Source organism: Lonsdalea quercina subsp. quercina, from assembly GCF_000688655.1.
GTDB lineage: Bacteria > Pseudomonadota > Gammaproteobacteria > Enterobacterales > Enterobacteriaceae > Lonsdalea > Lonsdalea quercina.
Map to the genome: position 1 here is coordinate 117,493 of NZ_JIBO01000002.1, position 26,838 is coordinate 144,330.

The following is a 26,838-nucleotide window of genomic DNA, read 5'->3' on the forward strand; positions in this document are numbered from 1 at the left end:
GCGGGCATTTAAGGCAATCACTTCCTGTTATATCTGATTTATTAATTGATTAATAACGCGTTTATCCGCCCCGGCTAATTGGCATGGTAATTGCTGATTTTCCCATTGTGGTGCGGGTTGTGCCCGTGCGCATTTTTGCTGGCGATAGCCCTATACACAGCTTCATTTCACGATGGGAACGTAAACCACTATTCATTGACGAGGCGGAACATGAAGAGAAGAGTTTTCTACACAACGATAGCGGCGGTCTGTGTGTCCTCAGCGCTGGCGGCCGCGAATGTCATGGCGGACGAAGTGAAAATCGGTGTGGTGCTGCCCTTGAGCGGCGCGTTGAGCGGTTATGGCCAGCCGTCACAGAAAGGGGTGACGCTGATTAACGGCATGGAGCCGACATTAGCCAATGGCGATACCGTCAAGCTGATCATCATTGACGACAAGAGCGACAAGGTTGAAGCCGCCAACGCCATGCAGCGTCTGGTTTCCAGCGACAAGGTGGATGCGGTGATCGGCGAGGTGACCTCAACCAATACGCTGGCGATGACCAAGATGGCGGAAGACACCAAAACGCCGCTGATTTCTCCCACGGCGACTAATGACCGCGTGACGCGCAACCGCGAGTACGTCAGTCGGGTGTGCTTCTCCGACAGCTTCCAGGGCGTGGTAGGCGCGAACCTGGCCAGCCGCGATTTGAAAGCCAAGAAAGCGGCCATCATGTTCGACAGCAGCAACGACTACTCGGTCGGTCTGGCGCGCGCTTTCCGCAATCAGTTTGTGAAAAACGGCGGCACCATCGCGGTGGAAGTGCAGGCTCCCGGCGGCAGCAAGGATTTCAAAGCGCAGCTCTCTACCGTTAAATCTCACAACGTCGACATGATTTACATGCCGATTTACTACACCGAAGGCGCGCTGATTGCCGTACAGGCTAAACAACTGGGGCTGAAAGTGCCGGTCGTGGGCGGCGACGGTCTGGCGGCCGATCCGATCTTCTTCAAACTCGGTCAGGACGCGGTGGAAGGCTACATGACCACCGACTACTACTCGCCGAACGCAAAAGAGCAGACGCCGGACGGCGAGAAATTCATTCAGGCCTGGACCGCCAAATATAACGAGCCGACCCATACCTGGGGCGCGATGACGGCGGATGCTTACAAAATGATCGTCGCCGCCATGAATAAGTGCAGCGATCCGCACGATCGCGTTTGCGTGAACAAGAATCTGCGCGCAACCACCAACTTTACCGGTATTACAGGGACGTTGACCCTGAAAGGCGGCGACGCCATTCGTCCTGCGGTCATCAACGAAGTCAAGAACGGACAGCTGGCGTTTAAAACGGTGGTCAATCCTTAATCGGCGGGAAGTAGTAAGGAGCGCACAATGGATTTTGCCGTTTTTTTACAGCAGGTGGTCAATGGCATGAGCCTTGGCAGTATGTATGCGCTGATCGCGATTGGTTACACCATGGTGTATGGCGTACTACGGCTGATTAACTTCGCCCATGCGGATATCATGATGGTCGGCGCCTTTGTGGCGCTGATCAGCTTTACCTCCTTCGGGCTGCCTTTCGGGGCAGCTATTTTGTTTTCGGTACTGATCTCGGCTTTGCTTGGGGTTGCTATCGATCGCATTGCCTATCGCCCACTGCGGCAGGCATCCAAAATCTCCATGCTGATCACCGCCATCGGCGTCAGCTTCTTTCTGGAGAACCTCTTTAACGTGGNGTTCGGCGGCANCCCGCGTTTCTTCGAATCGCCGCCGTTTTTCAATCAGACGATGACGCTCGGTCAAATCGTGATCACTCAGGTGGCGTGGATGGTGCCGCTGATCACGCTAGTGCTGCTGGCGATCATTCTGCTCATTCTGTACCGCACCCGACAGGGGATGGCGATCCGCGCGGTGGCGTTCGACGTCAATACCGTTCGCCTGATGGGCATTGATGCTAACCACATTATTTCGCTGGTGTTTGCGCTGGGGAGCGCGCTGGCCTCGCTGGGCGGCGTGTTCTATGCCATCAGTTACCCAACCATCGATCCGCTGATGGGGGTATTGATCGGCCTGAAAGCCTTCGCCGCAGCGGNGCTGGGCGGGATTGGCAGCGTGACCGGGGCGGTCATCGGCGGCTTTATTCTGGGCTTCACCGAAGTGGTGGCGGTCGCCGTATTTCCTGAGCTTGGGGGGTACAAAGATGCTTTCGCCTTCCTGTTTTTAATTTTGGTGCTGCTGTTCAGACCGGTGGGCATCATGGGTGATGAACGACTGGAAAGGAGCCGCTTCTGATGAGAATGCCGCAGACCTCCTCTTCGCTGCTGTTGTGCTATATCGTTTTGTTCGCGCTGGCTTTTTTAGGGTTATTTACCGTGCAGAGCGCGTTCGATGACTATGTACTTCGGATTATCTGCAACATCTTTATTTTTATGATCCTGGCGGTCAGCTACAACCTGATCAACGGGGTCACCGGTCAGTTGTCGCTGGAGCCGAACGGCTTCGTCGCCATCGGCGCGTATGTCACGGCGCTATTACTGCTGACCGCAGACAACAAAACGGACATGTTCGAAATGGCGTCGCCCAGCCCCTTCATTCTGGCTTTGCACACCACGTTCCTGCCCGCGCTGATCATTAGTGGTATCTGCGCCGCGGTGGTCGCTGTCTGTCTGTCGTTCCCGGTCTTTCGCGTACGCGGCGACTACCTGGCGATAGTGACTCTGGGGTTTGGCTTCATTATCAAGATCCTCGCGATCAACAACCCGCAGATCACCAACGGCGCTATCGGACTGAATGAGATCCCGCAGGCGGACCACATTCTGTACTGGTGCGGGTTTATCGCGTTGATCGCCGTACTGTTCGTCCTGCAACTGGTGTATTCCAAATACGGGCGGGCGATGAAGGCGGTGCGCGATGATGAGGACGCCGCAATCGCCATGGGCATCAACACCTTCCGCATCAAAACCTGCGCGTTCGCGACCAGCGCCTTTTTCGAAGGCATCGGCGGCGGCCTGTTGGCCTCCCTGCTGACCATCATCTCGCCGGATCTGTTCGACTTTATGCTGACGTTCCAGCTGCTGATCATCATCGTGCTGGGCGGATTGGGCAGCACCACCGGCGCGATCCTGGGAACGATCATCGTGGTGGGCAGCGGCGAGTGGCTGNGCTTCCTTGACCAGCCATTGACGCTATTCGGCCAGGACCTGGGCGCGCACCCCGGTCTGCGGATGGTGGTGTTCTCGCTGGTGCTGTTGATCATCATGCTGTTCGCGCGCGAAGGGCTGCTGGGCAAACAGGAAATCTGGGAAATACGCAGGAGGCGGCAGAATGGCAAATGAGACATTACTTCGCGTAGCGGACGTCACCATGCAGTTTGGTGGGCTGCGCGCCATCGACGGCGTCAGTTTTAAGATAGCGCCCGCGGAGATCTTCGGTTTGATCGGGCCGAACGGCGCCGGAAAAACCACGCTGTTCAACGTGATTACGGCCAACTACAAGCCGACCGGCGGCACGGTGGAGTTGGAGTCTCAGGCGCTGACCGGGCTGAAACCGAATCAGGTGGTGAACCGGGGGATCGCCAGAACGTTTCAAAATATCCGGCTGTTTCCGTCCATGACGGTGCTCGACAATGTATTGATCGGACTCGACCGTTTTATTCATTACTCCTTCCTCGAAGCCGCTTTGCGTTGCGGGCGCTTCTTCACGGCGGAAAAACGCGCGCGGGAAAAAGCGATGCAGCTGCTTGAGTACATCGGCATCGCCGAACACGCGCATTCGCTGGCAACCAATCTGAGTTACGGCAACCAACGTAAGGTGGAGATTGCGCGGGCGCTGGCGACATCGCCCAAACTGCTGTTGCTGGACGAGCCTGCCGCGGGGATGAACCCACGCGAGACGGCCGAACTGGCGCAGCTCATTTTTAAAATGCGGAAAGACTTCGGACTGACGGTGCTGTTGATCGAACATGATATGTCGTTTGTTAACTCCCTTTGCGAGCGGGTGATGGTGCTGGATTACGGCAAGGCGCTGTTCAGCGGTACGCCGAATGAGGCCATCAATCATCCCGACGTCATCGCCGCGTATCTGGGGGACATCGATTATGCTTAAAGCGACCGATCTACGGGTTTTTTACGGCCTGATTCAGGGGCTGAAGGGGATCGACATTGAGGTCAACAACAGCGAGATCGTGACGTTAATCGGCAGTAACGGGGCCGGGAAAACGTCGACGCTGAACGGCATCATCAATCTGGTGAAGTCGACGGGCGTGGTCAATTTTCTCAACGAGGATATCTCTCGTCGACAGACGCATCAGATCGTGCGTCAGGGGCTGGCGCTGGTGCCGGAAGGGCGCAAGGTGTTCACCAATCTGACTATCGAAGAAAATTTGCGAATGGGAGCCTATAACAACCCGATCAGATTCAGCTATCTGCGCGACAAGATGTATGCCATGTTCCCCCGCTTAAAAGAGCGTCGCGCGCAGCTGGCGGGCACGATGAGCGGCGGCGAACAGCAAATGCTGGCGATTGCACGGGCGCTGATGAGCGAACCGGCGTTACTGATGCTGGACGAGCCAAGTCTGGGACTGGCGCCGAAGGTGGTGGGCGAGCTGTTCAACATCATCCGCCAACTGCGCGAGGAGAAGATTACGATCCTCCTGGTCGAGCAGAATGCGACGGCGGCGTTGAAAATCGCCGACCGGGCCTACGTGCTGGAAAACGGCAAGATCGTCCTGCAAGGGCCTGCGCAGGCGATCCTGGCGAATCCGGAGGTGAAGGCGATGTACCTCGGCGGTTGAGGTTTGNGGGAGAGTTGCCATCGCCGATCCTCTGTCGCGGGGGGGCTTCCTGCGTCAGGGGCCTGCACGATGGGTTCATCCAGCAAGCTGCCGAGCCGGCGGCGAGCGAGGGGCTGCCGTCCGGCGGTTTTCTGCTATTATCCCGAAGTCCTGATTTTTAGCGCAGATAAGTAGGGATTTATGCAAGCCTGGCTTGAGCACTTGGTTACTCAATCGTTAGCCTATTCACTGCTGGCCGTTTTGCTGGTGGCTTTTCTTGAGTCGCTGGCGTTGGTGGGGTTGCTGCTACCGGGCACCATAATGATGGCGTCGCTGGGCACGTTGATTGGCAGCGGACACCTGGGACTGTATCCGGCCTGGGGGGTTGGCATTATCGGCTGCCTGCTGGGGGATTGGATCTCCTATTACGTCGGCTGGCGCTTCAAGGATCGGCTGCATGGCTGGTCGTTCGTCAAGAAGCACAGCGCCTACCTCTATCGCGTCGAAAAAATGCTGCATCAGCATCATCTCGCGACCATTCTGGTCGGGCGCTTTATCGGCCCGACACGGCCGCTGATCCCTATGGTCGCGGGGATGCTGGAACTGCCCCCGAAACGATTCTTGGTACCGAACATCATCGGCTGCCTGACCTGGCCGCCGGTGTATCTGATGCCGGGAATTTTGGCGGGGGTGGCGATTGATATTCCCCACGCGGCGGACAGCGGCAGCTTCCGCTGGCTGTTGCTGATCGCCGCGGTGCTGACCTGGTCCGCTGGTTGGCTGCTGNGGNGCGCGTGGCGTACTCGCCGAGCGCCGTCTGAAGGATGGCTGACGCCAGCGCGTTTACGCTGGCTGGCGCCGATAGCCACGGTTGCTGCGGTGATCAGCCTGGTGCTGCTGTGGCGGCACCCGCTGATGTCGGTCTACCTGCACCTGCTGCTGCAAATTTTTCGCGGCTGATTAGCGGTAAAACTCAGCCACCTGCTCGAAAATGCGGGTGTCGTCGCCGTGGCGGCGCACCTGCAGCACATCTTCCAGTTTTTCTACCTGACTGATCATCTGCGCCAGACGATCGTCGTCGTTCACCAGCAGCCAAATGCGGCTTTGTTCACCGCCTGGCAGCGGCATACACATGATGCCTTCCACGTTGAACGCCCGGCGGGCGAACAGCCCGCAGACATGCGACATGACGCCGGGATGGTTGCGTACGGACAGCTCAAGCGTGACCTGGGGTGAAGAGGATGCGGTTTGCATAGCATTAATCTCCAATCATCTCAATATTGGCGGCGCCCGGCGGCACCATCGGATAGACTTTTTCGTTCACATCGATCAGCGCGTGAATCAGCGCCGGACCCGGCTGGTTCAGGATGTCGCGCAGAGCGGCTTGTGGATCTTCCGCCGCGTTCAAATCACAGGTCGCCAGTCCGAAACCGGCGGCAATCGCCAGGAAATTGGCCTGATAGCTGTAGTCGGACGCCACGTAACGCTGTTCGTAAAACAGATCCTGCTGCTGGTGGACCATGCCCAGCGCCTGATTGTTCATCAGTACGATTTTGACGTTAAGGCGTTGTTCGGCCAGCGTCGCCAGTTCCTGAATATTCATCATCAGGCTACCGTCGCCGGAGAAGCACACCACCGTGCGATTGGGTTCCGCCAGCGCGGCGCCGATCGCAGCCGGTACGCCAAATCCCATCGTTCCTAAACCGCCAGACGTCAGCCACTGGCGCGTGCGGCGCAGCGGGTAGGACTGGGCTACCCACATCTGATGCTGACCGACGTCGGTGGAGATAATGGCGCTGTCGTCCAGCGATTCGGCGACGGCATGGACCAGTCCGTAGTGGCTCAACGGATCGTCCTGTTGCAGAGTGGCGGGGAACGCCTGCTGTAATTCATTCACCTGCTGTCGCCATTCGGCGCGCGTCTGCGGCGCGATCAGCGGCAGCAGCTGCGTCAGTCCTTTTGCAACATCGGCATGCAGCGCCACGTGCGGCTGGCGGATTTTGCCCAGCTCGGCGGCGTCGATATCCATGTGAATAATGCTGGCGTTCGGGCAGAACTGCTCGGCTTTGCCAATGGCGCGATCGTCGAAGCGTGCGCCCAACACGATCAACAGATCGGACTGTTGCAGGATCATGTTGGTGGATCGTGCGCCGTGCATTCCCAGCATGCCCAGCGACAGCGGATGATCGGCAGGCATGGCGCCGAGCGCCATCAATGTCATGGTAGTGGGAATACCGGCGGACTCCGCCAGTTGGATCGCCTGCCGGTGGGCGCCGGCGCTGACGATCCCGCCACCGAGATACAGCACGGGACGGCTGGCTGCGTTGATCATCGCCGCCGCCTGCTCAAGGGCCTGCGGTTCGGCGGCGACCGGCGCGTCATTCGGCGCAGGCGCAGGCAGGGCGTCCAGATCAATGGTGGCGGTCTGTACATCTTTCGGCACGTCGATCCATACCGGGCCGGGGCGGCCGGACTGCGCGATGCGGAAGGCCTCGTTCATCACGTGGGCCAGCTCGTTGATGTTTCGCACCAGATAGTTGTGTTTGGTGACGGGGATGGAGATGCCGTAGGTGTCCACTTCCTGAAAGGCATCGCTGCCGATCATATTGGAGGAGNCCTGAGCGGTAATGCAGACCAGCGGAATGGAATCGAGTTTCGCATCGGCAATCGCGGTCAGCAGGTTGGTCGCGCCGGGGCCGCTGGAGGCCATGCAGACCGCCGCTTTGCCGCTGGCTCGCGCCATGCCCTGAGCGATGAAGCCCGCGCCTTGCTCGTGTCGCGCCAGTACGTGGCGAATGGTTCGGCTTTGTCCCAGCGCATCGTACAACGGCAGGGCGGCCCCGCCGGGAATGCCCGTGACGGTCGTGATGCCTTGCTGCTCCAGCATGTGGACGATCAGCTCAGCTCCGGTATAACGCATAGTCATATCCTTTATCAGAGCCGGTGCAGTTTGGGAGCGGGGATAGAAAGGACAAACCCCGCTCGGCTGGCGCCGGCGGGGTTTGAGAATCTCTTCTGGATTCGGACCCGTTACGGCGCGTTGCCGACCACGACGACGACCACTAGGCGCACGACGACAACCGCATCGACGAGTGCGGTGTTGGAGAGTGCTAGCGTGGAGGACGTGTGTTTCACGGAGAATCCTGTCGTTGGTTTTTTTTAAACCATGTGTATGGACAGGCCAATAGCACATGGGCTGTGGCAGACAATAACCCACAACCGTGAAAAGGTCAAAACCTGTTCGCTATCCGTTTTTATTTTGTTCAGCGGGGACGATCCCAAGGATCTGAGCGGCGGCGACGCGCCCTTGTTGCAGGTCGCAGGTTGAGCCGTCGTAAGCCACGTGGCCGTCGACCACCAACGCGGTGCGATCGGCGATACGGGCGGCGTCCTCAAGGTGGTGCGAGACCATCAGCAGGGTCAGCTGGCGGTCGCGGCATACGTCGTCGACCAGCGTCAGCATCTCTGCGCGCAACGCCGGGTCTAGCGCGGAGAACGGTTCGTCCAGCAGCAAAATCGGCTGCTGACGCAATAGGCAACGCGCCAGCGCCGCCCGCTGCCGCTGGCCGCCAGACACCTGCGACGGCAGCCGATCCAACAGCGCGGTCAGCCCGACGCGTTCAGCGATGTGATTCAACGCCACGCGTTGCGGCTGTGTCAGCTTTAGACCGGGATGCAGTCCCAGCGCGATATTCTGCGACAGCGTCAGGTGGGGGAAGAGATTATTTTCCTGGAACAGAATCGACACCGGCCTTTTCGCCGGTGGCGTCCGGCGGTGATCCGCGCCGTTCAGCATAAGGCGGCCGCCGTCCGCAGGAAGAAAACCGGCGATCAAGCTGAGCAGGGAGCTTTTGCCTGCGCCGCTGGGACCGAGCACGGCAACGCGTTCACCGGCTTCCACGCGCAGATCAAACCGCATCGGCTGGTGCTGGTAGAGATAAGTCAGTTTATCGAGAACGATCATAATCGCCTGCCCGTTTTTCAATCAGGGTGAACAGAACAAAACATAGCAGCAGCAAAAGCAGAGCGGNCACGGCGCCGTCGGCGCTGCGGTAAGCGCCGATTTGCTGGTACAGATAAAACGGCAACGTTCGGAACTGCTCATTGCCGAACAGCGCGATGATGCCGAAATCGCCAAGCGAGAGAATCGAGGCGAACGCCAGCGCTTGGGCGATGGGCGCTCGCAGCGCTCGTAGTTCGATGGTTTGCAGTCGCCGCCAGCCGCGGATATCCAACGACTGACACAGCAGGTTGTAGCGTTCGGCGATGTCATACATCGGATTTTCCAGCACTTTGAGCGCGTAGGGGATCGCCATCAGCGCGTTCGTCGCCGCCACCAGCCACAGGGGCGACGTCGGCAGCCCGATGGTGCCGTTCAGCAGCAGGAAAAATCCGCTCGCCAGTACGATACCGGGCATCGCCAGAATCAGCATGCCGCTGAGATCCAACAGCTGGGCGGAAAGCGGGCGGCGACGCAATTTGAGTTCCCGGCTGCTCCACAGCAGCATTAGCGTGAGCAGCACGCACAGCAGGCCGGAGATGATCGCGACCTTCAGCGAGGTCCACAGCGCATCCCACAGTGCGGGGTGACGCAACACGACGGGCAGGGAGGTGTTCAGTCCATCCGCCACCACGGCCAGCAGCGGCGGCAGCAGCAGCATCAGCGCGGCCACGATCAACAGCGCGTCCGTTATGCGATTAAACCGGGTGTCCTGAGGATTGCGCCAGCGCGTCTGCTGGCTGTATCCGACCGGCAGCAGTTTGGCCAGCCGCTGGCTGAGCAGAACCAGACCGAGGCAGCATCCCATCTGGATTAGCGCCAACAGCGAGGCGCGCGCCGGATCGTAGTCAAAGCTTAGTGCCTGATAAATTGCCAGCTCAATGGTGGTGGCTTTGGGGCCGCCGCCCAGCGAGAGCACGACGGCGAAACTGGCGAAACAGAGCATAAAGATCAGCGCGGCCGCAGGCAGGAGCTGTCGGCGCAGCCACGGCCACTCGACGATGCGAAAGTGCTNCCATTCACTCATCCCGAGCTGCGCGGCCATCTGCCGCTGTTCGGTAGCGATGCCTTCCAGCGCCTGCAACATCAGACGTGTGGCTAGCGGCAGATTGAAGAAAACGTGCGCCAGCAGTATGCCGCCAAGTCCATAGGGCGAAAATGAGTAGGGTAGGCCGAACGCCGCCGTCAACTGCGAGAGCCAGCCGTGCCGNCCGTAGACGCTCAGCAGGCCGAACACGGTCACCAGCACCGGCAGCACCAGCGTCATGGCGTACAGTCTAAGCAGCCAGCGATGCCCCGGAAAACGGCGGCGATACAGCGCGCGCGCCAGAAAAATCGCCGGGATGGTCGACAGCAGCGTCGAGAGCGACGCCTGCCAAAATGTGAAGCGAACGACGTGCCAAAGGTAGTCGTCCTGCCACAGCGCGCGCCACGGATTCTGAGGCGCCTGAAGCCACAGCGCGCCGAAAGCCAGCGCCGCGACCACGACCAGCAGCAGGGCGGCGATGGCGCCGGGCCAGAGCCAGCCGGGGATTAGCGGCTGACGGCGCGTTGCCATGCCTGGATCCAGTCGTTACGCTGCGCGGCGACCTGTTGCGACGTATACGACAACGTCGTCGCGGGTTTGTCCAGACGCTGGAAGCCCGCGGGCAGCGGCATGTCGATGACCGGATACATCCAATTGGTGGTCGGGATGAGCTGCTGGAAGGCTGGGCTGACCATGAACGTCAGGAAGCGCTCGGCCAGCTGCGGCTGTTGGCTGCTTGCCAGACGGCCGGCGACCTCCACCTGGAGATAGTGTCCCTCGCTGAAGGGCGCCGCGGCATAGTTGTCTTTCTTCTCTTCGATGATGTGATAGGCGGGCGAGGTGGTGTAGCTCAGCACCAGATCGGCTTCGCCCTTCAGGAACAGACCATAGGCTTCGCTCCAGCCTTTGGTGACGGTGACCGTTTTCGTAGCCAGCTTCTGCCAGGCTTGCGGGGCGCTGTCGCCATAGACTTTTTGCATCCACAGCAGCAGGCCCAGGCCCGGCGTGCTGGTACGCGGATCCTGATAAATGACTTTCCACGGCTCTGGGCTGTCGACCAGCTCATGCAGGCTGCGAGGCGGGTTTTTCAGTTTGTCGCGATCGTAGATGAAGGCGAAGTAGCCGTAGTCGTAGGGTACAAAGGTATCATTGTGCCAGCCGTCCGGCAGCGAGAGCGCGTCGGTATCGACCGTCCGTTTGCTGAACAGGCCGGTATGTTCAGCCGCCTCTAGCAGGTTGTTGTCCAGACCCAGCACAATATCGGCCTGCGTGCGCTTTCCTTCCATCCGCAGGCGGTTGAGCAGCGCCACGCCGTCGGCCAGCGCCACGAATTTCAGTTCGCAGTCGCACTCTTTCTCGAATGCGGTTTTCACGCCGGGACCGGGTCCCCATTCCGAGGTAAAGGAGTCGTAGGTATACACGGTCAGCGTAGGCTTCGCCAACGCCGGAGCAGAGAGAATCAACAGGCAGGACAGTAATTTTTTTAACACTTTGCACTCCTGAAATAAGGGTGGCAAAGGTCTTTGAGCAAGCGGCAAAGCACTCCCAAATCCCTTCGCCGGTATTAACCGGATCAGGTTCGACGGGTATTTTCTCAGCGTAAAGCGGACGGTATGACGGCACCGGACTTTATCGCACCCCGTTGAGAACTCAGGCATTGTAGAGACTTCATGCCCGGAGTCAAAGCGCGCGTCAGTTTTCCGGCGGCGCGAACCAGGCGGATTTGAAATCAAACCACCCCAGCGTATTCATACGAATGCCGCGCATGCTGCGTTGCCCTTGCAATTGGAGCCAGTGGTGAAAAAGCGGATGGATCTGCTGCTGAGTTATGAGCGATTGGCTCCAGTCCGCCAGCGACCAACCGCCCTGACGCCACTGGCTGGCGTCTTCGGTGAGATCCCGATCCAGACAGTGCTGCATCAGCGGCAGTTCGNAGAGCAGGGCGAACAAGGAGAACTCGAGCGGCAGATAGAAATTGGCGCTGCCGAGCCAGATGTCGCTCGCCTCGGCGCCCTGATACCACTCAGCATAGTCGATACGGCGGACCGACAACGNGACGCCGTGAGCCGACAGCAGCCGACGAATGATGTCGCTGATGTCCTGATACTCGGCGTGCTCATGATAAAAAGNGAGGGTCAGGTGCGAGAGGTCTTCAGGTTTGTCCAGCGTCAGGCGGGGCTGGGCGTGGTGCCAGCGCGGCAGCAGGCCGTAGGCCGGGGACCAGTTGCACTGGTAAGTTTCGTCGGCGAGTCCGAGCAGGGCGACCGGACTCAGTACCTGACATAGCCAGTCCCTGACCTCCCGGCGCGAGGTCAGCGGCGAACGTCGGTCGAACAGCAGGAAGTAGCAGCCTTCCTCCAGCCGGTTCTCCAATTCGTTGTTCGGCGAGTTATCGTTTTGTAGTTGAAGGGAACAGGAGGGGGTATCCGGCGCGTCCGGCAATACCCAGATGCTGACCTCGTCGATCAGCGCACGATAGCCAAAGTAGTCGTCGAAGGCGTTGATTTTCAGCTGCGTATTACTGTTGCGCAGAACGGCGTAAGGGCCGGTGCCCACCGGGTGGCGGGTGAAGTCGGGGAGCGTTTTCCNCTCCTGCGGCAAAATCATCGCGGACACGCTGCCGAGCAGCCAGGGAANCCAGACATCCGGCGTCGCCAGGCGCACGTCCAGCACGGACGGGATGGGCGATTCGACGGCACAGATATGTGAAAACAGCGGCATCGCGGTGATGCGTTGCAGAGACGCGATCACATCTTCCATCGTCAGTTCCCGACCGTGATGGAAACGGACGGCGGGGCGCAGGTAAAAACGCCAGTGCTGGGGGGTGACCTGCTGCCAGTGGTGGGCTAAGTCCGGCAGGAGTTCCCCATTTTCCTCATTTATGGTGGTTAACCCGCTAAAGATCTGCCGGGCCAGATGCGTCTCCGAACGCCGTAGCGCAGAGCCGGGCATCAGATTACGCATCGGCCGGTAGTAGGCGATGCGCAGCAGATGCTTACCCTGCCTGAAGCTGCGCCCGATATGGGATAGCAGCATTTGCCGCACCTGCGATTTGTCCCCCACCAACTGCACCAGCTGGTCGATCCGATCTTGCTCCAGCAGGTCTTCCGCCCGCTGTTGCTGTAGCGTCAGGCCGGTATAGAGGAAGCTGAGCCGCGAGCGTTTTCCTCGTCCCGCTTCTGCTTCCCAGGTCAGCCATCCCTCTTCCTGCATGGCTCGCAGGAGCGAGCGAATATGCCGCCGCGAGCAGTTAAGGACGCCGGTCAGCTCCTGTAGCGTGGTGTCTGTAGGCTGTCCTTGCAGGTGTTGCCAGAGCCGGATGAACTGTTGTTGCAGTCGCGATGAGGACATAAAGGGGAACTCCTCAGCCTAAAGTCATCAATATATTTTCCCCTATCTTACGTTGATACTTTGTCACAACGAAAGCGCAAATAATGAACGGTCGGAGGGCATGACGATGGCACTATCACGATTGTATCGAAGTTATCGCAGCATCCTGTCCCTGGGACACTCGGCGTGGGGACGCTGGTTGTCGGCTTCTCAACGTCTGACGCTGCTGATGCAGGTGACGCAATGGNAGACGGAGACTCTGTCTGATGAGGAATACCGCCACTGGATTTGAGGGCGAAGCAGTTTCTATTTTCTGAGTGATGGTGAAAATTTCACCTGCCGACGGTTATTCCGTCGGCTTTTTTTTGGGCTGAAATAAGTAACCGTATCTTATGCTAATATGGGCTATAGAAGTGTGTAAAGGAACGTCAAAGTCGATATAAACATTCAACCTATGGTAACATGCTAGTAAATGAAACTGGGTTAATCGGTTATAGCGAAATAAAAAACTATCTTGATGTGACCATCCTTCAGTGAGACGTTTCAATTCAGTCTATTACATTAAAACAGGTAAAATAATTCACTATGAAGTTACGTAGAAAAAAGGCACAACCCATCGTTCTGGGCGATGTCACCATTATTGACGACACTCGTTTACGTAAAGCCATTACCGCAGCTGCGCTCGGCAATGCCATGGAATGGTTCGATTTTGGTGTGTATGGCTTTGTGGCTTATGCATTGGGCCAGGTCTTCTTCCCCGGCGCTAACCCCAGCGTCCAGATGATCGCCGCATTGGCGACATTCTCTGTTCCTTTCCTGATTCGTCCGTTGGGCGGGCTGTTCTTCGGCTCCTTGGGCGACAAATACGGCCGTCAGAAAATATTGGCCATCACCATTATCATCATGTCGGTCAGTACATTCTGTATCGGCTTGATACCGTCCTATAACTCCATTGGGATCTGGGCGCCGATACTGCTGCTGCTGGCCAAAATGGCCCAGGGCTTCTCCGTGGGCGGCGAATATACCGGCGCGTCGATCTTCGTCGCTGAATACTCCCCGGACCGGAAGCGCGGATTCATGGGGAGCTGGCTGGACTTCGGTTCCATCGCCGGGTTTGTGCTGGGCGCGGGCGTCGTGGTGCTGATCTCCGCCATCGTCGGCGAAGCCGCGTTTCTGGAATGGGGCTGGCGTATCCCGTTCTTCCTGGCGCTGCCGTTAGGGATCATCGGCCTTTATCTGCGTCATGCGCTGGAAGAAACACCTGCGTTTCAGCAACACGTTGATAAAATGGAAAAAGACGATCGCGACGGTTTGAGCAGCGGTCCCAGAGTCTCGTTTAAAGAGATCGCAACAAAACACTGGAAAGGTCTGCTGGCCTGTACGGGGTTGGTGATTGCCACCAATGTCACCTACTACATGCTGCTGACTTACATGCCGAGCTATCTGTCGCATAACCTGCACTACTCCGAGAACCACGGCGTGCTGATCATCATCGCCATCATGATTGGGATGCTGTTTGTTCAGCCGGTGATGGGGCTGCTGAGCGATCGCTTCGGACGTAAACCATTCGTAGTGATCGGCAGCATAGCGATGTTCCTGCTGGCAATCCCGTGCTTCATGATGATCAACAGCGGCGTGATTGGCCTGATTTTCCTGGGACTGCTGATCTTGGCGGTGATTTTGAACGCCTTTACCGGGGTCATGGCTTCTTCCCTTCCCGCTATGTTCCCGACGCACATTCGCTACAGTGCGCTGGCCAGCGCGTTCAACATTGCTATTCTGATTGCCGGTCTGACGCCAGCAGCAGTAGCCTGGTTGGTCGAAGCCAGCAATAACCTGTTTATGCCAGCCTATTACCTGATGGTTATCGCCGTTGTTGGACTGATTACAGGGATCTTCATGAAGGAAACGGCCAACAAGCCGCTGAAAGGCGCCACGCCTGCGGCTTCTGACCTGAGTGAGGCCAAAGAGCTGCTGCGTGAGCATCACGATAATATCGAGCATAAAATCGAAGACATTAACGTGCAAATCACCGAGCTGGAGAAGAAACGCCAGATGCTGATCGACCAGCATCCTCGCATCAACGAATAATCGTTAGCTGCTGTCAGGAAAGCATTCTGCTTTCCTGACGCCAAATCAGGCAGAAGTCCATTGGGCCTCTGCCTGATTTTTTTTGCGCCGCTTCCCATGAATTTGCTGTCGCACCGGGATAATATTCACCGACGCGCCCACCATGCGAAAGATCAATTAAATTAAATGATTGGCTGATCATAGTGTCGATACAAAATAGTTGAAGCTCGAATGTAACCCGTTGTATTGTCCGCAGCGTTTTATTTTTGTTCTATTTTGAAAGGAAAACTCGCACATGGCCGAATATGGAAAAGCAGTACCAAGAGAAGTAAAGGGATGGAACTGGGGCGCATTTATGTTCAACATCGTCTGGGGTATCGGCAACAAANCCTATCTGCCGCTATTGTGCTTTATTCCTGTATTGAACATTGTCTGGATGTTTGTGTGCGGCTTCAAAGGCAACGAATGGGCGTGGCAGAACGCCGACTATGATGATGTGGAAACGTTCAAACGCGTACAGAATAGCTGGAATAGGGCCGGTCTGTTCGCCTTCGTTCTGGCGCTGGTCTCGGTGTTCTTATCCATTTTTGTTCTGTCCACCATGATGGCGTCACTCGCAGGGGCGCTGGTGCGTTAATCCCATCAAAACAATGGCATTTGTTGCTGGATAACGAATGCCATTTTTCGGTTATTTCTCCCCCTTCTGAACCGCCTCAATAGCCTGCATGTTCATTCTTCATCTCACTTTGCGAGGCTGCTTCCACTCTCTGTAAATGCCAGTATCAATAATTGTTCTCATTATCACTTGAATGCTAACATTCCTGGCTCATATACGGTGGAAACCCAAGGGAATGAGTATGGCGGGAGCGAAAGAGTACAAGATTTTCGAGGTTGCGCTGGCGCGTAAGCAGCGACTGAGTCCGTCCATGATGCGCTGTGTTTTTAGCGGCGAGTCGGTGAGCCAGATGACGACCGGCGCGCCCGATCAGCGCATCAAACTCCTGTTTCCGGCGATCGATGGCACGCCGTCTCAACTGCCGGACGTCGCGAATTGGTATGCCGAGCTGCTGGCGTTGCCGAAACGCCAACGTCCGATTGCGCGGACCTATACCCTTCGCCGCCTGAATGCGGCTGCGGGGGAAGTGGAGGTGGAGTTCGTCATTCACGGCACGGAAGGTCCTGCGTCATCGTGGGCGATGCGCGCTGAACCGGGCGATCGCCTTCAAATGGTGGCGCCCTGCGCCGCCTCGCAGAGCCACCAAGGCGGCTATGAGTGGCTGCCCACCGAACAGACCCGCCGGGCGTTGCTAATCGCTGACGAAACCGCGTTTCCCGCCGTGAAGGGGATTCTGGAACAACTGGCCGGTCAGGCGTCGCCGCCTCAGGTTCAGGCTTTTATCGAATTGCCGCTTCGTGCCGACTGTCAGGATCTCAGCCATTTCTCCTTCGCTGATATTCATTGGTTGCCGCGGGAGGAATGCGGGGCAAAACACGGAGTGCGGCTGTTGGATGCGGTACGCGATGCGCTTATCTTGCCGCAGGTCCCAATCATGCCTTCCGTCGTGTCGTTAACGGAAGTCCCGGACGACGAACTGTTGTGGGAAAGGGCGGAGAGTCAGCACGGGCAGTTTTTCGGCTGGGTAGCTGCCGAATCATCGGTGGTTAAAGCCTTGCGACGATATCTGGTGGGCGAGCGGGGTATAGCGCGAGAGTCGATGGCGTTTATGGCGTATTGGTGTCAGGGGCCGCGCCGGGAGGGATAAGAACAGGCCCNCTTAAGCGGGCCTGGGACAGGATGAGCGGATAAGCCTTAACGTAGGAACGTCGGCTGCGTTTCCTCATAGCGGGCAATTGCCGCTTCGTGTTGCAGCGTCAGGCCGATGTTATCCAGACCATTGATCATGCAGTGGCGACGGAAGCTATCGATTTCAAACGGATAACTCTTGTCGCCCGCCTTCACGATCTGAGCTTCCAGGTCGACGGTGAAGGTAATGCCTTCGTGGTTTTCTACCAGGGTGAACAGCTCGTCGACGTCGGCGTCGCTCAGTCGAACCGGCAGCAGCTGGTTGTTCAAGGCGTTACCGTAGAAAATATCAGCGAAGCTCGGCGCAATCACCACGCTAAACCCGTAGTCGGTCAGCGCCCACGGCGCATGTTCGCGGGATGAACCGCAGCCGAAGTTTTCACGGGTCAGCAGGATGCTGGCGCCTTTGTAACGAGGCTGGTTCAGCACGAATTCGGGATTAGGCTGCTGGCCCGCATCATCCAGAAAACGCCAGTCGTTGAACAGGTGCTGGCCGAAACCGGTACGGGTCACCTTCTGCAGAAACTGCTTGGGAATGATGGCATCGGTATCGACGTTGGCGTTGTCCAGCGGGACGACCAGACCAGTATGTTGAGTAAATTTAGTCATGGGTTATCCCTCTCAGTTCAGTTCACGAATGTCGGCGAAACGCCCGGTCACCGCGGCCGCGGCGGCCATTGCGGGGCTGACCAGATGAGTCCGGCCGGCACGGCCCTGACGTCCTTCGAAGTTACGGTTGCTGGTGGACGCGCAGCGTTCGCCCGGATTCAGACGGTCATTGTTCATCGCCAGACACATTGAGCAGCCAGGCAGGCGCCATTCGAAGCCGGCCTCGATAAAGATCTTGTCCAGACCTTCCTCTTCCGCCTGCGCTTTTACCGGGCCTGAGCCGGGAACGACCATCGCCTGTACGCCCGCAGCGACTTTACGGCCTTTGGCGATCGCGGCGGCGGCGCGCAGATCCTCGATCCGCGAGTTGGTGCAGGAGCCGATAAAGACTTTGTCGATGGCGACCTCGGTCAGTTTGATCCCCGCTTTCAGCCCCATGTAATTCAACGCTTTTTCGGCGGAGGCGCGCTCGACCGGATCGTTGAAGGATTCCGGTGACGGGATGGCCTGATTCACGCCAATCACCTGACCGGGGTTGGTGCCCCAGGTGACCTGCGGCGCGATGTCGGCGGCGTTCAGCGTAACGACGCTGTCAAACTGCGCATCCGCATCTGACTTCATCGTTTTCCAGTAAGCCACGGCTTTATCCCACTCATCACCCTTCGGCGAGAACTGGCGCCCTTTCAGGTAGGCGAAAGTCGTTTCATCCGGAGCGACAAGACCGGCTTTGGCGCCCATTTCAATCGCCATGTTGCACAGTGTCATGCGGCCTTCCATGCTCAGCGCTTCGATGGCCTTGCCGCAGAACTCGACCACGTGACCGGTGCCCCCGGCGCTGCCGGTTTTGCCGATGATCGCCAATACGATATCTTTCGCGGTGATGCCGGGAGCAGCATCGCCGGCGACTTCAATCTTCATGGTTTTCGCGCGACCTTGTTTCAGGGTCTGGGTCGCCATCACGTGTTCGACTTCGGAAGTCCCGATGCCGAACGCCAGCGAACCAAACGCGCCGTGTGTGGCCGTGTGGGAGTCGCCGCAGACGATGGTCATGCCCGGCAGCGTCATTCCCTGCTCAGGACCGATCACGTGAACGATGCCCTGATAAGGGTGGTTCAGATCGTACAGCTGTACGCCGAATGCTTTGCAGTTCTTGATCAGTTCTTGCATCTGGATGCGGGCCATCTCGCCGCTGGCGTTGATATCGCGCGTCTGGGTGGAGACGTTATGATCCATCGTGGCGAAGGTTTTTCCGGGCTGACGCAGCTGGCGGCCCTTGGCGCGCAAGCCGTCGAACGCCTGGGGCGATGTCACTTCATGCACCAGATGACGGTCGATATACAGCAGCGGCGTTTCGTTTTCCGCTTCGTACACGACGTGCGCATCAAATAATTTCTGATATAACGTTTTACCCATGATCACACCCCTTCCGCGACATAGCGGGCAATAACGTCGCCCATTTCACTGGTGCCGATGGCTTTGCCGTCACGAGCCAGATCGCCCGTGCGGTATCCGGCCTCCAGCGCATGATTCACCGCTTGCTCAATGGCGGAAGCGGCGGCATCTTCACCCAGGCTGTAACGCAGCAGCAGGGCCGCAGACAGGATTTGTGCAATCGGGTTGGCGATGTCTTTGCCAGCGATATCAGGCGCGGAACCGCCTGCGGGTTCATACAGACCGAAGCCGGATTCGTTCAGGCTGGCGGAAGGCAGCATGCCCATTGAGCCGGTGATCATGGCGCATTCGTCGGACAGAATGTCGCCGAAGATGTTGGAACACAGCACTACGTCGAACTGGGCCGGATCTTTGATCATCTGCATCGTGGCATTGTCGATGTACATATGGTTCAGCTTCACATCCGGGTAATCTTTGGCGATTTCGGTAACGACCTCGCGCCAAAGAATGCTGCTCTGCAACACGTTCGCTTTGTCGATAGACGTCACGGTATGACGGCGTTTACGTGCGGATTCAAAGGCGATGCGGGCAATACGTTCAATTTCGAAACGGTGATAAATCTCAGTATCGAAAGCGCGTTCATCTTTACCGCTGCCTTCGCGGCCTTTCGGCTGGCCGAAATAGATCCCGCCGGTCAGTTCGCGGACGCACAGGATGTCGAAGCCTTTCGCGGCGATGTCTTCGCGCAGCGGGCAGAATGCTTCCAACCCCTGATACAGGCGGGCCGGCCGCAGGTTGCTGAACAGGCTGAAGTGTTTACGCAGCGGCAGTAACGCGCCGCGCTCAGGCTGCTCAGACGGGGGCAAATGTTCCCATTTAGGACCGCCGACGGAACCGAACAGAATCGCGCTCGCCTGTTCGCAGCCGGTAATGGTGTCTATGGGCAATGGCGTACCCTGACGGTCAATGGCGGCGCCGCCGATATCATATTCGCTGGTTGTTATGTTCAAACCAAAACGTTGACGTAAGGCTTCCAACACTTTATATGCCTGCGCCATGACTTCCGGACCGATGCCGTCACCAGGCAGTACGGCGATATGGTAACTTTTGTTCATCACACTGTTTCCTGACTATTTTGTTTGTTGTTCTGCTGCTGCAAACGCAGTAATTCCTTTTCAACCATCTGCGCGCGCTGAATATTGTTCAATACGTTCACCATGGCGTTCGCGGAGGATTCGACGATATCCGTCGCCAGACCGACGCCGTGGAAGCGACGGTTCTGATATTCGACCACGATGTCTACCTGACCCAGCGCTTCTTTGCCGTGACCTTTGGCGGACAGCTGATACTGCACCAGATTGATATCGAAACCGGTGATACGGTTGATGGCTTTGTAGACGGCGTCGACCGGGCCGTTGCCGGTGGCGGCTTCTGATTTGATTTCTTCGCCGCAGGCCAGTTTGACCGACGCCGTGGCCATGACGCTGGAGCCTGATTGTACGCTGAAATAATCCAGGCGGTAGAGGGCCGCGTCTTCTTGTTTATTGTTGATGAACGCCAGCGCTTCCAGATCATAATCAAACACCTGGCCTTTCTTGTCCGCCAGTTTCAGGAAGGCGGAATACAAATCATCCAGGTTGTAGTCGCACTCCTTATAGCCCATCTCTTCCATGCGGTGTTTCACGGCAGCACGGCCTGAGCGCGACGTCAGGTTCAGCTGCACTTCTTTCAGACCGATGGATTCAGGCGTCATGATTTCGTAGTTTTCGCGATTTTTCAGAACGCCGTCCTGATGGATGCCGGAAGAGTGGGCGAAGGCGTTGGCGCCGACGACGGCTTTGTTGGCCGGAATCGGCATATTGCAGATTTGACTGACCATCTGGCTGGTGCGGTAAATTTCCTGATGATTGATGTTNGTGTGCAGATTCATCAGCTTCTGGCGCACTTTGATCGCCATAATGACTTCTTCCAGCGCACAGTTACCGGCGCGTTCGCCGATGCCATTCAGCGTCCCTTCGACCTGACGGGCGCCCGCGTTGACCGCCGCCATGGCGTTGCCGACCGCCAGACCCAGATCGTCGTGGGTGTGGACGGAGATGATGGCTTTGTCGATATTGGGAACGCGCTGGTACAGCGAAGCGATGATATTGCCGAATTCATGAGGCAGGGTGTAGCCGACGGTATCTGGAATGTTGATGGTGCGGGCGCCGGCGTTGATAGCGGCTTCCACGACGCGACTCAGATCGTCAATCGGCGTCCGTCCCGCATCTTCACAGGAGAACTCGACGTCGTCAGTGTAGTTGCGCGCGCGCTTGATCATACAGGTTGCGCGTTCAATCACGTCATTCAGCGTACTGCGCAGCTTGGTGGCGATATGCATCGGCGAGGTGGCGATAAAAGTATGAATACGGAATGCGTCTGCCACTTTCAGGGCTTCAGCCGCGACATCGATATCCTTCTCTACACAGCGAGCCAGTGCACAGACGCGGCTGTTTTTGATCTGCCGGGCGATGGATTGTACTGAATCGAAATCACCAGGCGATGAGACCGGGAAGCCCACTTCCATCACATCGACCCCCATACGCTCCAATGCCATGGCGATCTGAATCTTTTCCTTGACGCTCAGACTGGCCTGCAGTGCCTGCTCACCATCACGCAATGTGGTATCGAAAATAATCACTTCTTGGCTCATCGCTCTGGTTCCTTTGTCTAGTAAATTCTGACGCCCGGCGAGTAAAAAAAAACCCGCGCAATGGCGCGGGTTTTTTTGAAGGTGTGGCGTGAAAATCAGCTGTAAATTTCGCCCACCGGCATACCGCGCATGTTGGATGCGATAAGTAGTAGGCCTAGTAGTTTTGCGAAGTGGGACATGCTGATTGTCTTCCAATGTTTGTTAGTAAATTGCTTCTCTATTATTGGTACTTGAATACTGTGGGTATGTCAACGTTTGATTTTTGTGACAAAGAGGGGATTTCCGGCGATAAATTTGGCCTGATTTGTTCTAAAAATAGCCAGACCGCGCGATGGGTAAGTGGAGTCTTTGGGCTGGTTATGTCGGCATACAGGACCCCATATCGCGCTTTTTCAGTCAGAAAAGAGGGTTAGCGCCGATAATATTTTTTGCTGAACTCACTGAGGCTCATGGGATATTTTCAGACCAACGCCGATTCTTTTGGAGTTTTAACGTAGTAAAAGTGTTTTTTGCAGCCAATTCCCCGAATGCGTGTAAACGTGTTTAAGTCCGCGGAATTAGCCTGACGTAAAGACTGCCATTATGTTGATGCGTTCTATTTTGAGAAGAGCGAAATCACGCGAATTTTATCCCGCGAAAATCTGCCGTAAAACGGCTGTTTATGCGGATAAAAAAATTTGTCGGCAGGGTTAATGGTAAGAAAAAGCGCGTTGGAAAGGTTTTTCGGGTCAGCGACGCTGTTTTCACCGATAGAGAGGCTGAACCGCTCTCAAGCTGGTTGTGGATATGGGGCGCGGGCGCTTAAGCGCTCAACGCCTTTACTCGAAGGGGCGCCTGTGCACTGTTATAACCTGCTGCAGCTCCCGCAGGGCACTGACAATACCTAAATGGTCTATGAGCGTCATCATACTGTGATAAAAGCGGTTGCCGTCCGGAAGGTTGTGCGGTTAGATCGAGCAGATATCCTTGGTTAGTTTATGGCTATCATTCCATTCATTCTTCATTAACTGACTTATTAAGGGGTTACCAGTGAAACTGGATGAAATTGCGCGTCTTGCGGGGGTTTCGCGTACGACGGCCAGTTATGTCATCAACGGAAAGGCGAAGCAGTATCGCGTGAGCGATAAGACCGTTGAAAAGGTCATGGCGGTGGTCCGTGAACACAATTATCATCCCAATGCTGTAGCCGCTGGGCTACGCGCCGGACGAACGCGTTCTATCGGCCTGGTCATCCCCGATTTGGAAAATACCAGCTATACCCGCATTGCCAACTATCTTGAGCGTCAGGCCCGCCAGCGTGGCTATCAGTTGCTGATAGCATGCTCGGAAGATCAGCCCGATAACGAAATGCGCTGCATCGAACATCTTTTGCAGCGTCAGGTGGATGCCATCATCGTGTCCACGTCTTTGCCCCCGGAACATCCTTTCTATCAGCGCTGGGTTAAAGATCCTTTGCCGATTATCGCGTTGGNCCGCGCGTTAGATCGTGAGCACTTCACCAGCGTGGTGGGTGCGGATAGGGAAGATGCGGAAATGCTGGCGAGGGAGCTGCGTAACATTCCGGCTGAACGGGTGCTCTATCTGGGCGCGTTGCCGGAATTATCCGTCAGTTTCCTGCGCGAACAAGGTTTTCGTCAGGCCTGGGAAAACGATCCCCGGCAGGTGAAATATCTCTACGCGAACAGCTACGAACGCAGTGCGGCGGCAGCGGTATTCTCGGACTATTTGCAGCACAACCCGATGCCGGAGGCTTTGTTTACGACCTCTTTCCCTCTATTGCAAGGCGTGATGGACGTGACATTGAAGCAGAGCGGTCGGTTACCCAATAATCTCGCTATCGCCACGTTCGGCGACAACGAGCTGCTGGATTTCCTGGAATGTCAGGTTCTGTCCGTCGCGCAGCGCCACCGGGAGGTGGCTGAGCGGGTACTGGAACTGGTACTGGCGAGCTTGGATGAACCACGCAGGCCGAAGGCGGGACTTTATCGTATCCGTCGCAGTCTTTATCGCCGGGGGTCATTAAGTCGTCGTTAAAGGGATAGGATATTGCCGGGCCGAACTTCCCGGCAACGCCTGCTATTCCGGCCGTTATCATCGTTGTTTAATGCACACCCTCTGGATATCTCTCTGCGAATTTTTACTCAGTGCGTGTTATTTTCGAGTTTTCGCCTAAGAAAAGTCCCGTTTTATAAGAAAGTTTTTTTACCTTTCTACGCCACACCCTAATGGAAAATTAATGGATAACGAGGCGATCCCGGCTTTTGACGGATACGCAAAACAGCTGACGACAAAATTCCAGGAAATAAGGCCACGCCTATGACCCTCGATATCACGCCATTACTGCTAACGGCCGTGACCATTTGCGCGGTGTTGGCGCCAATGATGAGCAAAATAACCCGCTATACCGGCGACTGAAAATTGATGTAGACAATCAGGCCAGTGATGTTTTTGGTCCTGATGTTTCGGGGCGTCCGATCCTGAGTTTAATCGACGATGCGATTGCGGTAGATCCTATAAGACCCTGCAATAACGGTATTAACTGGGGTAAAAAGCAGCCGAAAGCAAAGCGACTACTGGCGCGACATGCTTGAAATCAGTATGTCGATCGCCATGCCGATCACTAAACAGTAAATCACCCTGGCGAAGGTGTCAGCCAGCGCGCCGCGCAGGCATGAGAACCGGGTGAACACGCCAGTTGACTTCTGAGTATCGAAGATCAAACTGTTTGTGGGGCTGTATTATCGGGATCAGTAGGGAAATACTTATTTAAAACAAAACATTGTATTTATTTCCAGAGAACGCGATGTGCAGATCGCTGTTCCTCTCTTTCTTATTTAGAATCGGCTTTGCTTTAGACCTTACAGATTAGTATTAGCGAGAAATGAAACATTCGCACTGTAAATATAAACAGTCTTTCTGCCCCGAAGAAATTCTTTCCAAGCATTGATGACGCCGTTGATAAGATATTCTTAATGGAAAACATTCTGTTTTTCTCAGCGAAAATGTTTTTTTACAATTCAAAACTGCATTGGGGATTTAAGAACACCCCTTTTTGACAAAAAAGATTGTTAAAAAATTCAGATAAATCAGGGGGTGATGACGAAGTCAGGTTTTATCGAAAATAGAAAATACGTAACGATATGTGGCTGTGAAAATAATATTGCATCGGTTGTTAAAGCGTATATCTTTCACGCATTCGAGGGGGCCTGGTTAATTTCTCTTATTTAATCACAGCCTTAATACTCATTATTTTTTATTGGTGTTTTCTTAACAGTTTTTCCCCCGCTAAAACTTGCTGAAAATAATGCCTGCCCGCCTCCGTACTTGCTTGACAAGGTTTTCCTCCCCTCCGTAAACTCTGGAGCGTGGGAATTTGTGGGACAAAGTGGTAGAAAATGGCATGAAGGGCTAAATACAACCATGTTTCGTGGGGCAAGTCTGGTCAATCTCGACAGTAAAGGACGGCTCGCCGTTCCGACCCGATACCGGGACGTACTGAACGAGGAAGCGCAGGGGCAAATGGTTTGCACCATTGACCTTCACCAGCCATGCCTGCTGCTTTATCTCTTGCCTGAGTGGGAAATCATCGAACAGAAGCTCTCTCGCCTGTCGAGCATGAATCCCGCCGAACGTCGCGTTCAGCGTTTGCTGCTGGGACACGCCAGTGAGTGCCAAATGGATGGTGCCGGGCGTTTATTAATCGCGTCTACGCTGCGGCAACATGCAAAGCTTACAAAAGAAGTGATGCTGGTCGGGCAGTTCAACAAGTTTGAACTGTGGGATGAACAGACCTGGTATCGACAAGTCAAGGAAGACATCGAATCTGAACAATCGACTCAGGAACCGCTATCTGATCGATTGCAGGACTTATCTCTATAGTCATGACAGAAACTTTTAAACACACGACCGTGCTGTTGGATGAGGCCGTCAACGGCCTGAACATTCGCGGCGACGGTATTTACATTGACGGTACGTTTGGCCGCGGCGGTCACTCCCGTCTGATTCTGTCCCATTTGGGGCCGGAGGGTCGCCTGCTGGCAATCGATCTCGATCCTCAAGCTATCGCCGCTGCCAGCGACATTGACGATGCGCGTTTCTCTATCATTCACGGTCCTTTTTCTTCAATCGCTGAATACGCTGAGGAACGCGGACTGAAGGGAAAAATCAACGGCGTACTGCTGGATCTTGGCGTCTCTTCGCCGCAGCTTGACGATCCGGAGCGTGGTTTTTCCTTCATGCGCGACGGCCCGCTCGACATGCGTATGGATCCTACCCGCGGCGTCTCTGCTGCCGAATGGTTGATGAAAGCGGAAGCGGAAGATATCGCCTGGGTGCTCAAAACCTTTGGCGAAGAGCGTTTCGCACGCCGTATTGCGCGCGCCATTGTTGAGCGTAATCAGACCGAACCGATGACGCGTACGAAAGAGCTGGCCGAGCTGATTGCCGCCNCCAGTCCGATCCGCGAGAAACATAAACATCCCGCAACGCGCTCTTTCCAGGCTATTCGTATTTATATCAACAGCGAACTCGAAGAGATCGAACGTGCGCTCAACGGCGCGCTGGATGTGCTGGCTCCTGAAGGCCGGCTGTCAGTGATCAGCTTCCATTCCCTTGAAGACCGCATCGTGAAGCGTTTTATCCGCCACAACAGCCGTGGGCCGCAGGTGCCAGCTGGTTTGCCGTTGACGGAAGAACAGCTTCAGGCGCAGGGGGGAAGAACCCTGAAAATCGCAGGAAAAATGAAGCCGTCCGACGCTGAAGTCGCGGAGAACCCGCGCGCCCGCAGCTCCGTATTGCGTTTCGCCGAGAGATTGTCCTCATGATCGGGCACGAGCGTCACTCCCTGGCTGGCGTTATCGCAGAAGATTTGCTGCGGCACGGCAAACTGCCGTTGCTGCTGCTGGTCGCGGTCTTGATTTCGGCCGTGTTGGTGGTGACGACGGCGCATCGCACGCGCCTGCTGACCGCGGAGCGAGAGCGCCTTCTGCTGGAACGTGACGCGCTGGATATCGAATGGCGCAACCTGATTCTGGAAGAGAATGCGCTGGGCGACCACAGCCGTGTCGAGCAGAACGCGATAGAAAAACTCTACATGGGCCATGTCGATCCTTCGCAGGAAAATATTGTGGTTAAACAATGAACTGACAGGTTATTACTTAAT

The 26,838-nt window shown here is 56.2% G+C and carries 24 protein-coding genes and 1 riboswitch; of the genes, 13 read left to right on the top strand and 11 right to left on the bottom strand.

What is annotated here, in order from left to right:
- Nucleotides 1-282: 282 nt before the first annotated feature.
- The 6 genes from RZ35_RS01290 to RZ35_RS01315 all read left to right on the top strand — a co-directional run bounded on the left by RZ35_RS01290 (nt 283) and on the right by RZ35_RS01315 (nt 5,713).
- On the top strand, nt 283-1,347 hold the full coding sequence (locus tag RZ35_RS01290) for an ABC transporter substrate-binding protein (RefSeq protein ID WP_394296470.1): 1,065 nt from the start codon (nt 283-285) through the stop codon (nt 1,345-1,347).
- Between the two features lie 27 nt (nt 1,348-1,374).
- The gene (locus RZ35_RS01295; RefSeq protein ID WP_026741679.1) at nt 1,375-2,274 is read left to right on the top strand and encodes a branched-chain amino acid ABC transporter permease; all 900 of its coding nucleotides are present in this window, start codon (nt 1,375-1,377) and stop codon (nt 2,272-2,274) included.
- A complete protein-coding gene (locus RZ35_RS01300) occupies nt 2,274-3,317 on the top strand; it encodes a branched-chain amino acid ABC transporter permease (protein ID WP_026741680.1) in 1,044 nt (347 codons plus the stop codon). Before RZ35_RS01295 ends, RZ35_RS01300 begins: the two co-directional genes overlap by 1 nt.
- Nucleotides 3,307-4,086, top strand: coding sequence for an ABC transporter ATP-binding protein (locus tag RZ35_RS01305; protein WP_026741681.1), 780 nt, complete (start codon nt 3,307-3,309; stop codon nt 4,084-4,086). The genes RZ35_RS01300 and RZ35_RS01305 overlap by 11 nt, the downstream gene beginning before the upstream one ends.
- Entirely contained in the window at nt 4,079-4,774 is a 696-nt protein-coding gene (locus RZ35_RS01310; protein WP_026741682.1) for an ABC transporter ATP-binding protein, read from the top strand. The genes RZ35_RS01305 and RZ35_RS01310 overlap by 8 nt, the downstream gene beginning before the upstream one ends.
- A gap of 180 nt (nt 4,775-4,954) precedes the next feature.
- Nucleotides 4,955-5,713, top strand: coding sequence for a DedA family protein (locus RZ35_RS01315; RefSeq protein WP_026741683.1), 759 nt, complete (start codon nt 4,955-4,957; stop codon nt 5,711-5,713).
- Here RZ35_RS01315 and ilvN read toward each other — a convergent pair whose 3' ends face one another.
- The 6 genes from ilvN to sgrR form a co-directional block, all read right to left on the bottom strand.
- Complete coding sequence (gene ilvN / locus RZ35_RS01320) at nt 5,714-6,007, bottom strand: acetolactate synthase small subunit (RefSeq protein WP_026741684.1); 294 nt, start codon at nt 6,005-6,007, stop codon at nt 5,714-5,716.
- 4 nt (nt 6,008-6,011) lie between these two features.
- Nucleotides 6,012-7,673: an acetolactate synthase large subunit gene (gene ilvB, locus RZ35_RS01325; RefSeq protein WP_026741685.1), complete on the bottom strand. Its 1,662-nt coding sequence runs from the start codon at nt 7,671-7,673 to the stop codon at nt 6,012-6,014.
- A gap of 324 nt (nt 7,674-7,997) precedes the next feature.
- On the bottom strand, nt 7,998-8,717 hold the full coding sequence (thiQ, locus tag RZ35_RS01330; RefSeq protein WP_026741686.1) for a thiamine ABC transporter ATP-binding protein ThiQ: 720 nt from the start codon (nt 8,715-8,717) through the stop codon (nt 7,998-8,000).
- Nucleotides 8,701-10,311, bottom strand: a complete 1,611-nt coding sequence (gene thiP / locus RZ35_RS01335; protein ID WP_026741687.1) for a thiamine/thiamine pyrophosphate ABC transporter permease ThiP — start codon at nt 10,309-10,311, stop codon at nt 8,701-8,703. Before thiP ends, thiQ begins: the two co-directional genes overlap by 17 nt.
- Nucleotides 10,287-11,270 carry a thiamine ABC transporter substrate binding subunit gene (thiB, locus tag RZ35_RS01340; protein WP_026741688.1) on the bottom strand — a complete coding sequence of 328 codons (984 nt, stop codon included), beginning with the start codon at nt 11,268-11,270 and terminating at the stop codon, nt 10,287-10,289. Before thiB ends, thiP begins: the two co-directional genes overlap by 25 nt.
- Before the next feature lie 42 nt (nt 11,271-11,312).
- Nucleotides 11,313-11,432: riboswitch (TPP riboswitch) on the bottom strand.
- 40 nt (nt 11,433-11,472) lie between these two features.
- The gene (sgrR, locus tag RZ35_RS01345; RefSeq protein ID WP_026741689.1) at nt 11,473-13,131 is read right to left on the bottom strand and encodes an HTH-type transcriptional regulator SgrR; all 1,659 of its coding nucleotides are present in this window, start codon (nt 13,129-13,131) and stop codon (nt 11,473-11,475) included.
- A gap of 106 nt (nt 13,132-13,237) precedes the next feature.
- Between sgrR and sgrT the strand changes: the two genes are divergently transcribed.
- From sgrT to RZ35_RS01365, 3 genes are all read left to right on the top strand, one after another.
- Nucleotides 13,238-13,402, top strand: a complete 165-nt coding sequence (gene sgrT / locus RZ35_RS01350) for a glucose uptake inhibitor SgrT (RefSeq protein WP_026741690.1) — start codon at nt 13,238-13,240, stop codon at nt 13,400-13,402.
- A gap of 293 nt (nt 13,403-13,695) precedes the next feature.
- Nucleotides 13,696-15,201, top strand: coding sequence for a glycine betaine/L-proline transporter ProP (proP, locus tag RZ35_RS01355; protein WP_026741691.1), 1,506 nt, complete (start codon nt 13,696-13,698; stop codon nt 15,199-15,201).
- A gap of 836 nt (nt 15,202-16,037) precedes the next feature.
- Nucleotides 16,038-16,943: a siderophore-interacting protein gene (locus RZ35_RS01365; protein WP_026741693.1), complete on the top strand. Its 906-nt coding sequence runs from the start codon at nt 16,038-16,040 to the stop codon at nt 16,941-16,943.
- A gap of 47 nt (nt 16,944-16,990) precedes the next feature.
- Here RZ35_RS01365 and leuD read toward each other — a convergent pair whose 3' ends face one another.
- The 4 genes from leuD to leuA are packed head-to-tail and all read right to left on the bottom strand — an operon-like array spanning nt 16,991 to nt 21,677.
- Nucleotides 16,991-17,593 (bottom strand): 3-isopropylmalate dehydratase small subunit, encoded by a 603-nt coding sequence (gene leuD, locus RZ35_RS01370; protein WP_026741694.1) that lies wholly within the window; start codon nt 17,591-17,593, stop codon nt 16,991-16,993.
- A 12-nt stretch (nt 17,594-17,605) separates the two neighbouring features.
- Nucleotides 17,606-19,006, bottom strand: a complete 1,401-nt coding sequence (leuC, locus tag RZ35_RS01375) for a 3-isopropylmalate dehydratase large subunit (protein WP_026741695.1) — start codon at nt 19,004-19,006, stop codon at nt 17,606-17,608.
- Between the two features lie 2 nt (nt 19,007-19,008).
- Entirely contained in the window at nt 19,009-20,100 is a 1,092-nt protein-coding gene (gene leuB / locus RZ35_RS01380) for a 3-isopropylmalate dehydrogenase (protein WP_026741696.1), read from the bottom strand.
- On the bottom strand, nt 20,100-21,677 hold the full coding sequence (gene leuA, locus RZ35_RS01385; RefSeq protein WP_026741697.1) for a 2-isopropylmalate synthase: 1,578 nt from the start codon (nt 21,675-21,677) through the stop codon (nt 20,100-20,102). The genes leuB and leuA overlap by 1 nt, the downstream gene beginning before the upstream one ends.
- A 1,029-nt stretch (nt 21,678-22,706) precedes the next feature.
- Here leuA and cra point away from each other — a divergent pair.
- Nucleotides 22,707-23,711: a catabolite repressor/activator gene (cra, locus tag RZ35_RS01390; RefSeq protein WP_026741698.1), complete on the top strand. Its 1,005-nt coding sequence runs from the start codon at nt 22,707-22,709 to the stop codon at nt 23,709-23,711.
- Nucleotides 23,712-24,247: 536 nt separating this feature from the next.
- On the opposite strand, the gene alaE is transcribed toward cra, so the two are convergent.
- Nucleotides 24,248-24,367 (bottom strand): L-alanine exporter AlaE, encoded by a 120-nt coding sequence (gene alaE, locus RZ35_RS18555; protein ID WP_157755365.1) that lies wholly within the window; start codon nt 24,365-24,367, stop codon nt 24,248-24,250.
- A gap of 730 nt (nt 24,368-25,097) precedes the next feature.
- Here alaE and mraZ point away from each other — a divergent pair.
- From mraZ to ftsL, 3 genes are all read left to right on the top strand, one after another.
- The gene (gene mraZ, locus RZ35_RS01395) at nt 25,098-25,556 is read left to right on the top strand and encodes a division/cell wall cluster transcriptional repressor MraZ (RefSeq protein ID WP_026741699.1); all 459 of its coding nucleotides are present in this window, start codon (nt 25,098-25,100) and stop codon (nt 25,554-25,556) included.
- A 2-nt stretch (nt 25,557-25,558) separates the two neighbouring features.
- Nucleotides 25,559-26,500 (top strand): 16S rRNA (cytosine(1402)-N(4))-methyltransferase RsmH, encoded by a 942-nt coding sequence (gene rsmH, locus RZ35_RS01400; protein ID WP_026741700.1) that lies wholly within the window; start codon nt 25,559-25,561, stop codon nt 26,498-26,500.
- Entirely contained in the window at nt 26,497-26,817 is a 321-nt protein-coding gene (gene ftsL / locus RZ35_RS01405) for a cell division protein FtsL (RefSeq protein WP_026739107.1), read from the top strand. The genes rsmH and ftsL overlap by 4 nt, the downstream gene beginning before the upstream one ends.
- Nucleotides 26,818-26,838: the final 21 nt, after the last annotated feature.

Excerpts from the sequence above, each read along its gene's own strand:
- ilvN (WP_026741684.1), bottom strand. The coding sequence starts at position 6,007 with ATGCAAACCGCATCCTCTTCACCCCAGGTCACGCTTGAGCTGTCCGTA.
- leuD (WP_026741694.1), bottom strand. The coding sequence starts at position 17,593 with ATGACTAAATTTACTCAACATACTGGTCTGGTCGTCCCGCTGGACAAC.
- RZ35_RS01310 (WP_026741682.1), top strand. The coding sequence starts at position 4,079 with ATGCTTAAAGCGACCGATCTACGGGTTTTTTACGGCCTGATTCAGGGG.
- ftsL (WP_026739107.1), top strand. The coding sequence starts at position 26,497 with ATGATCGGGCACGAGCGTCACTCCCTGGCTGGCGTTATCGCAGAAGAT.
- RZ35_RS01305 (WP_026741681.1), top strand. The coding sequence starts at position 3,307 with ATGGCAAATGAGACATTACTTCGCGTAGCGGACGTCACCATGCAGTTT.
- mraZ (WP_026741699.1), top strand. The coding sequence starts at position 25,098 with ATGTTTCGTGGGGCAAGTCTGGTCAATCTCGACAGTAAAGGACGGCTC.
- thiQ (WP_026741686.1), bottom strand. The coding sequence starts at position 8,717 with ATGATCGTTCTCGATAAACTGACTTATCTCTACCAGCACCAGCCGATG.
- proP (WP_026741691.1), top strand. The coding sequence starts at position 13,696 with ATGAAGTTACGTAGAAAAAAGGCACAACCCATCGTTCTGGGCGATGTC.
- leuB (WP_026741696.1), bottom strand. The coding sequence starts at position 20,100 with ATGAACAAAAGTTACCATATCGCCGTACTGCCTGGTGACGGCATCGGT.
- RZ35_RS01290 (WP_394296470.1), top strand. The coding sequence starts at position 283 with ATGGCGGACGAAGTGAAAATCGGTGTGGTGCTGCCCTTGAGCGGCGCG.
- RZ35_RS01365 (WP_026741693.1), top strand. The coding sequence starts at position 16,038 with ATGGCGGGAGCGAAAGAGTACAAGATTTTCGAGGTTGCGCTGGCGCGT.
- leuC (WP_026741695.1), bottom strand. The coding sequence starts at position 19,006 with ATGGGTAAAACGTTATATCAGAAATTATTTGATGCGCACGTCGTGTAC.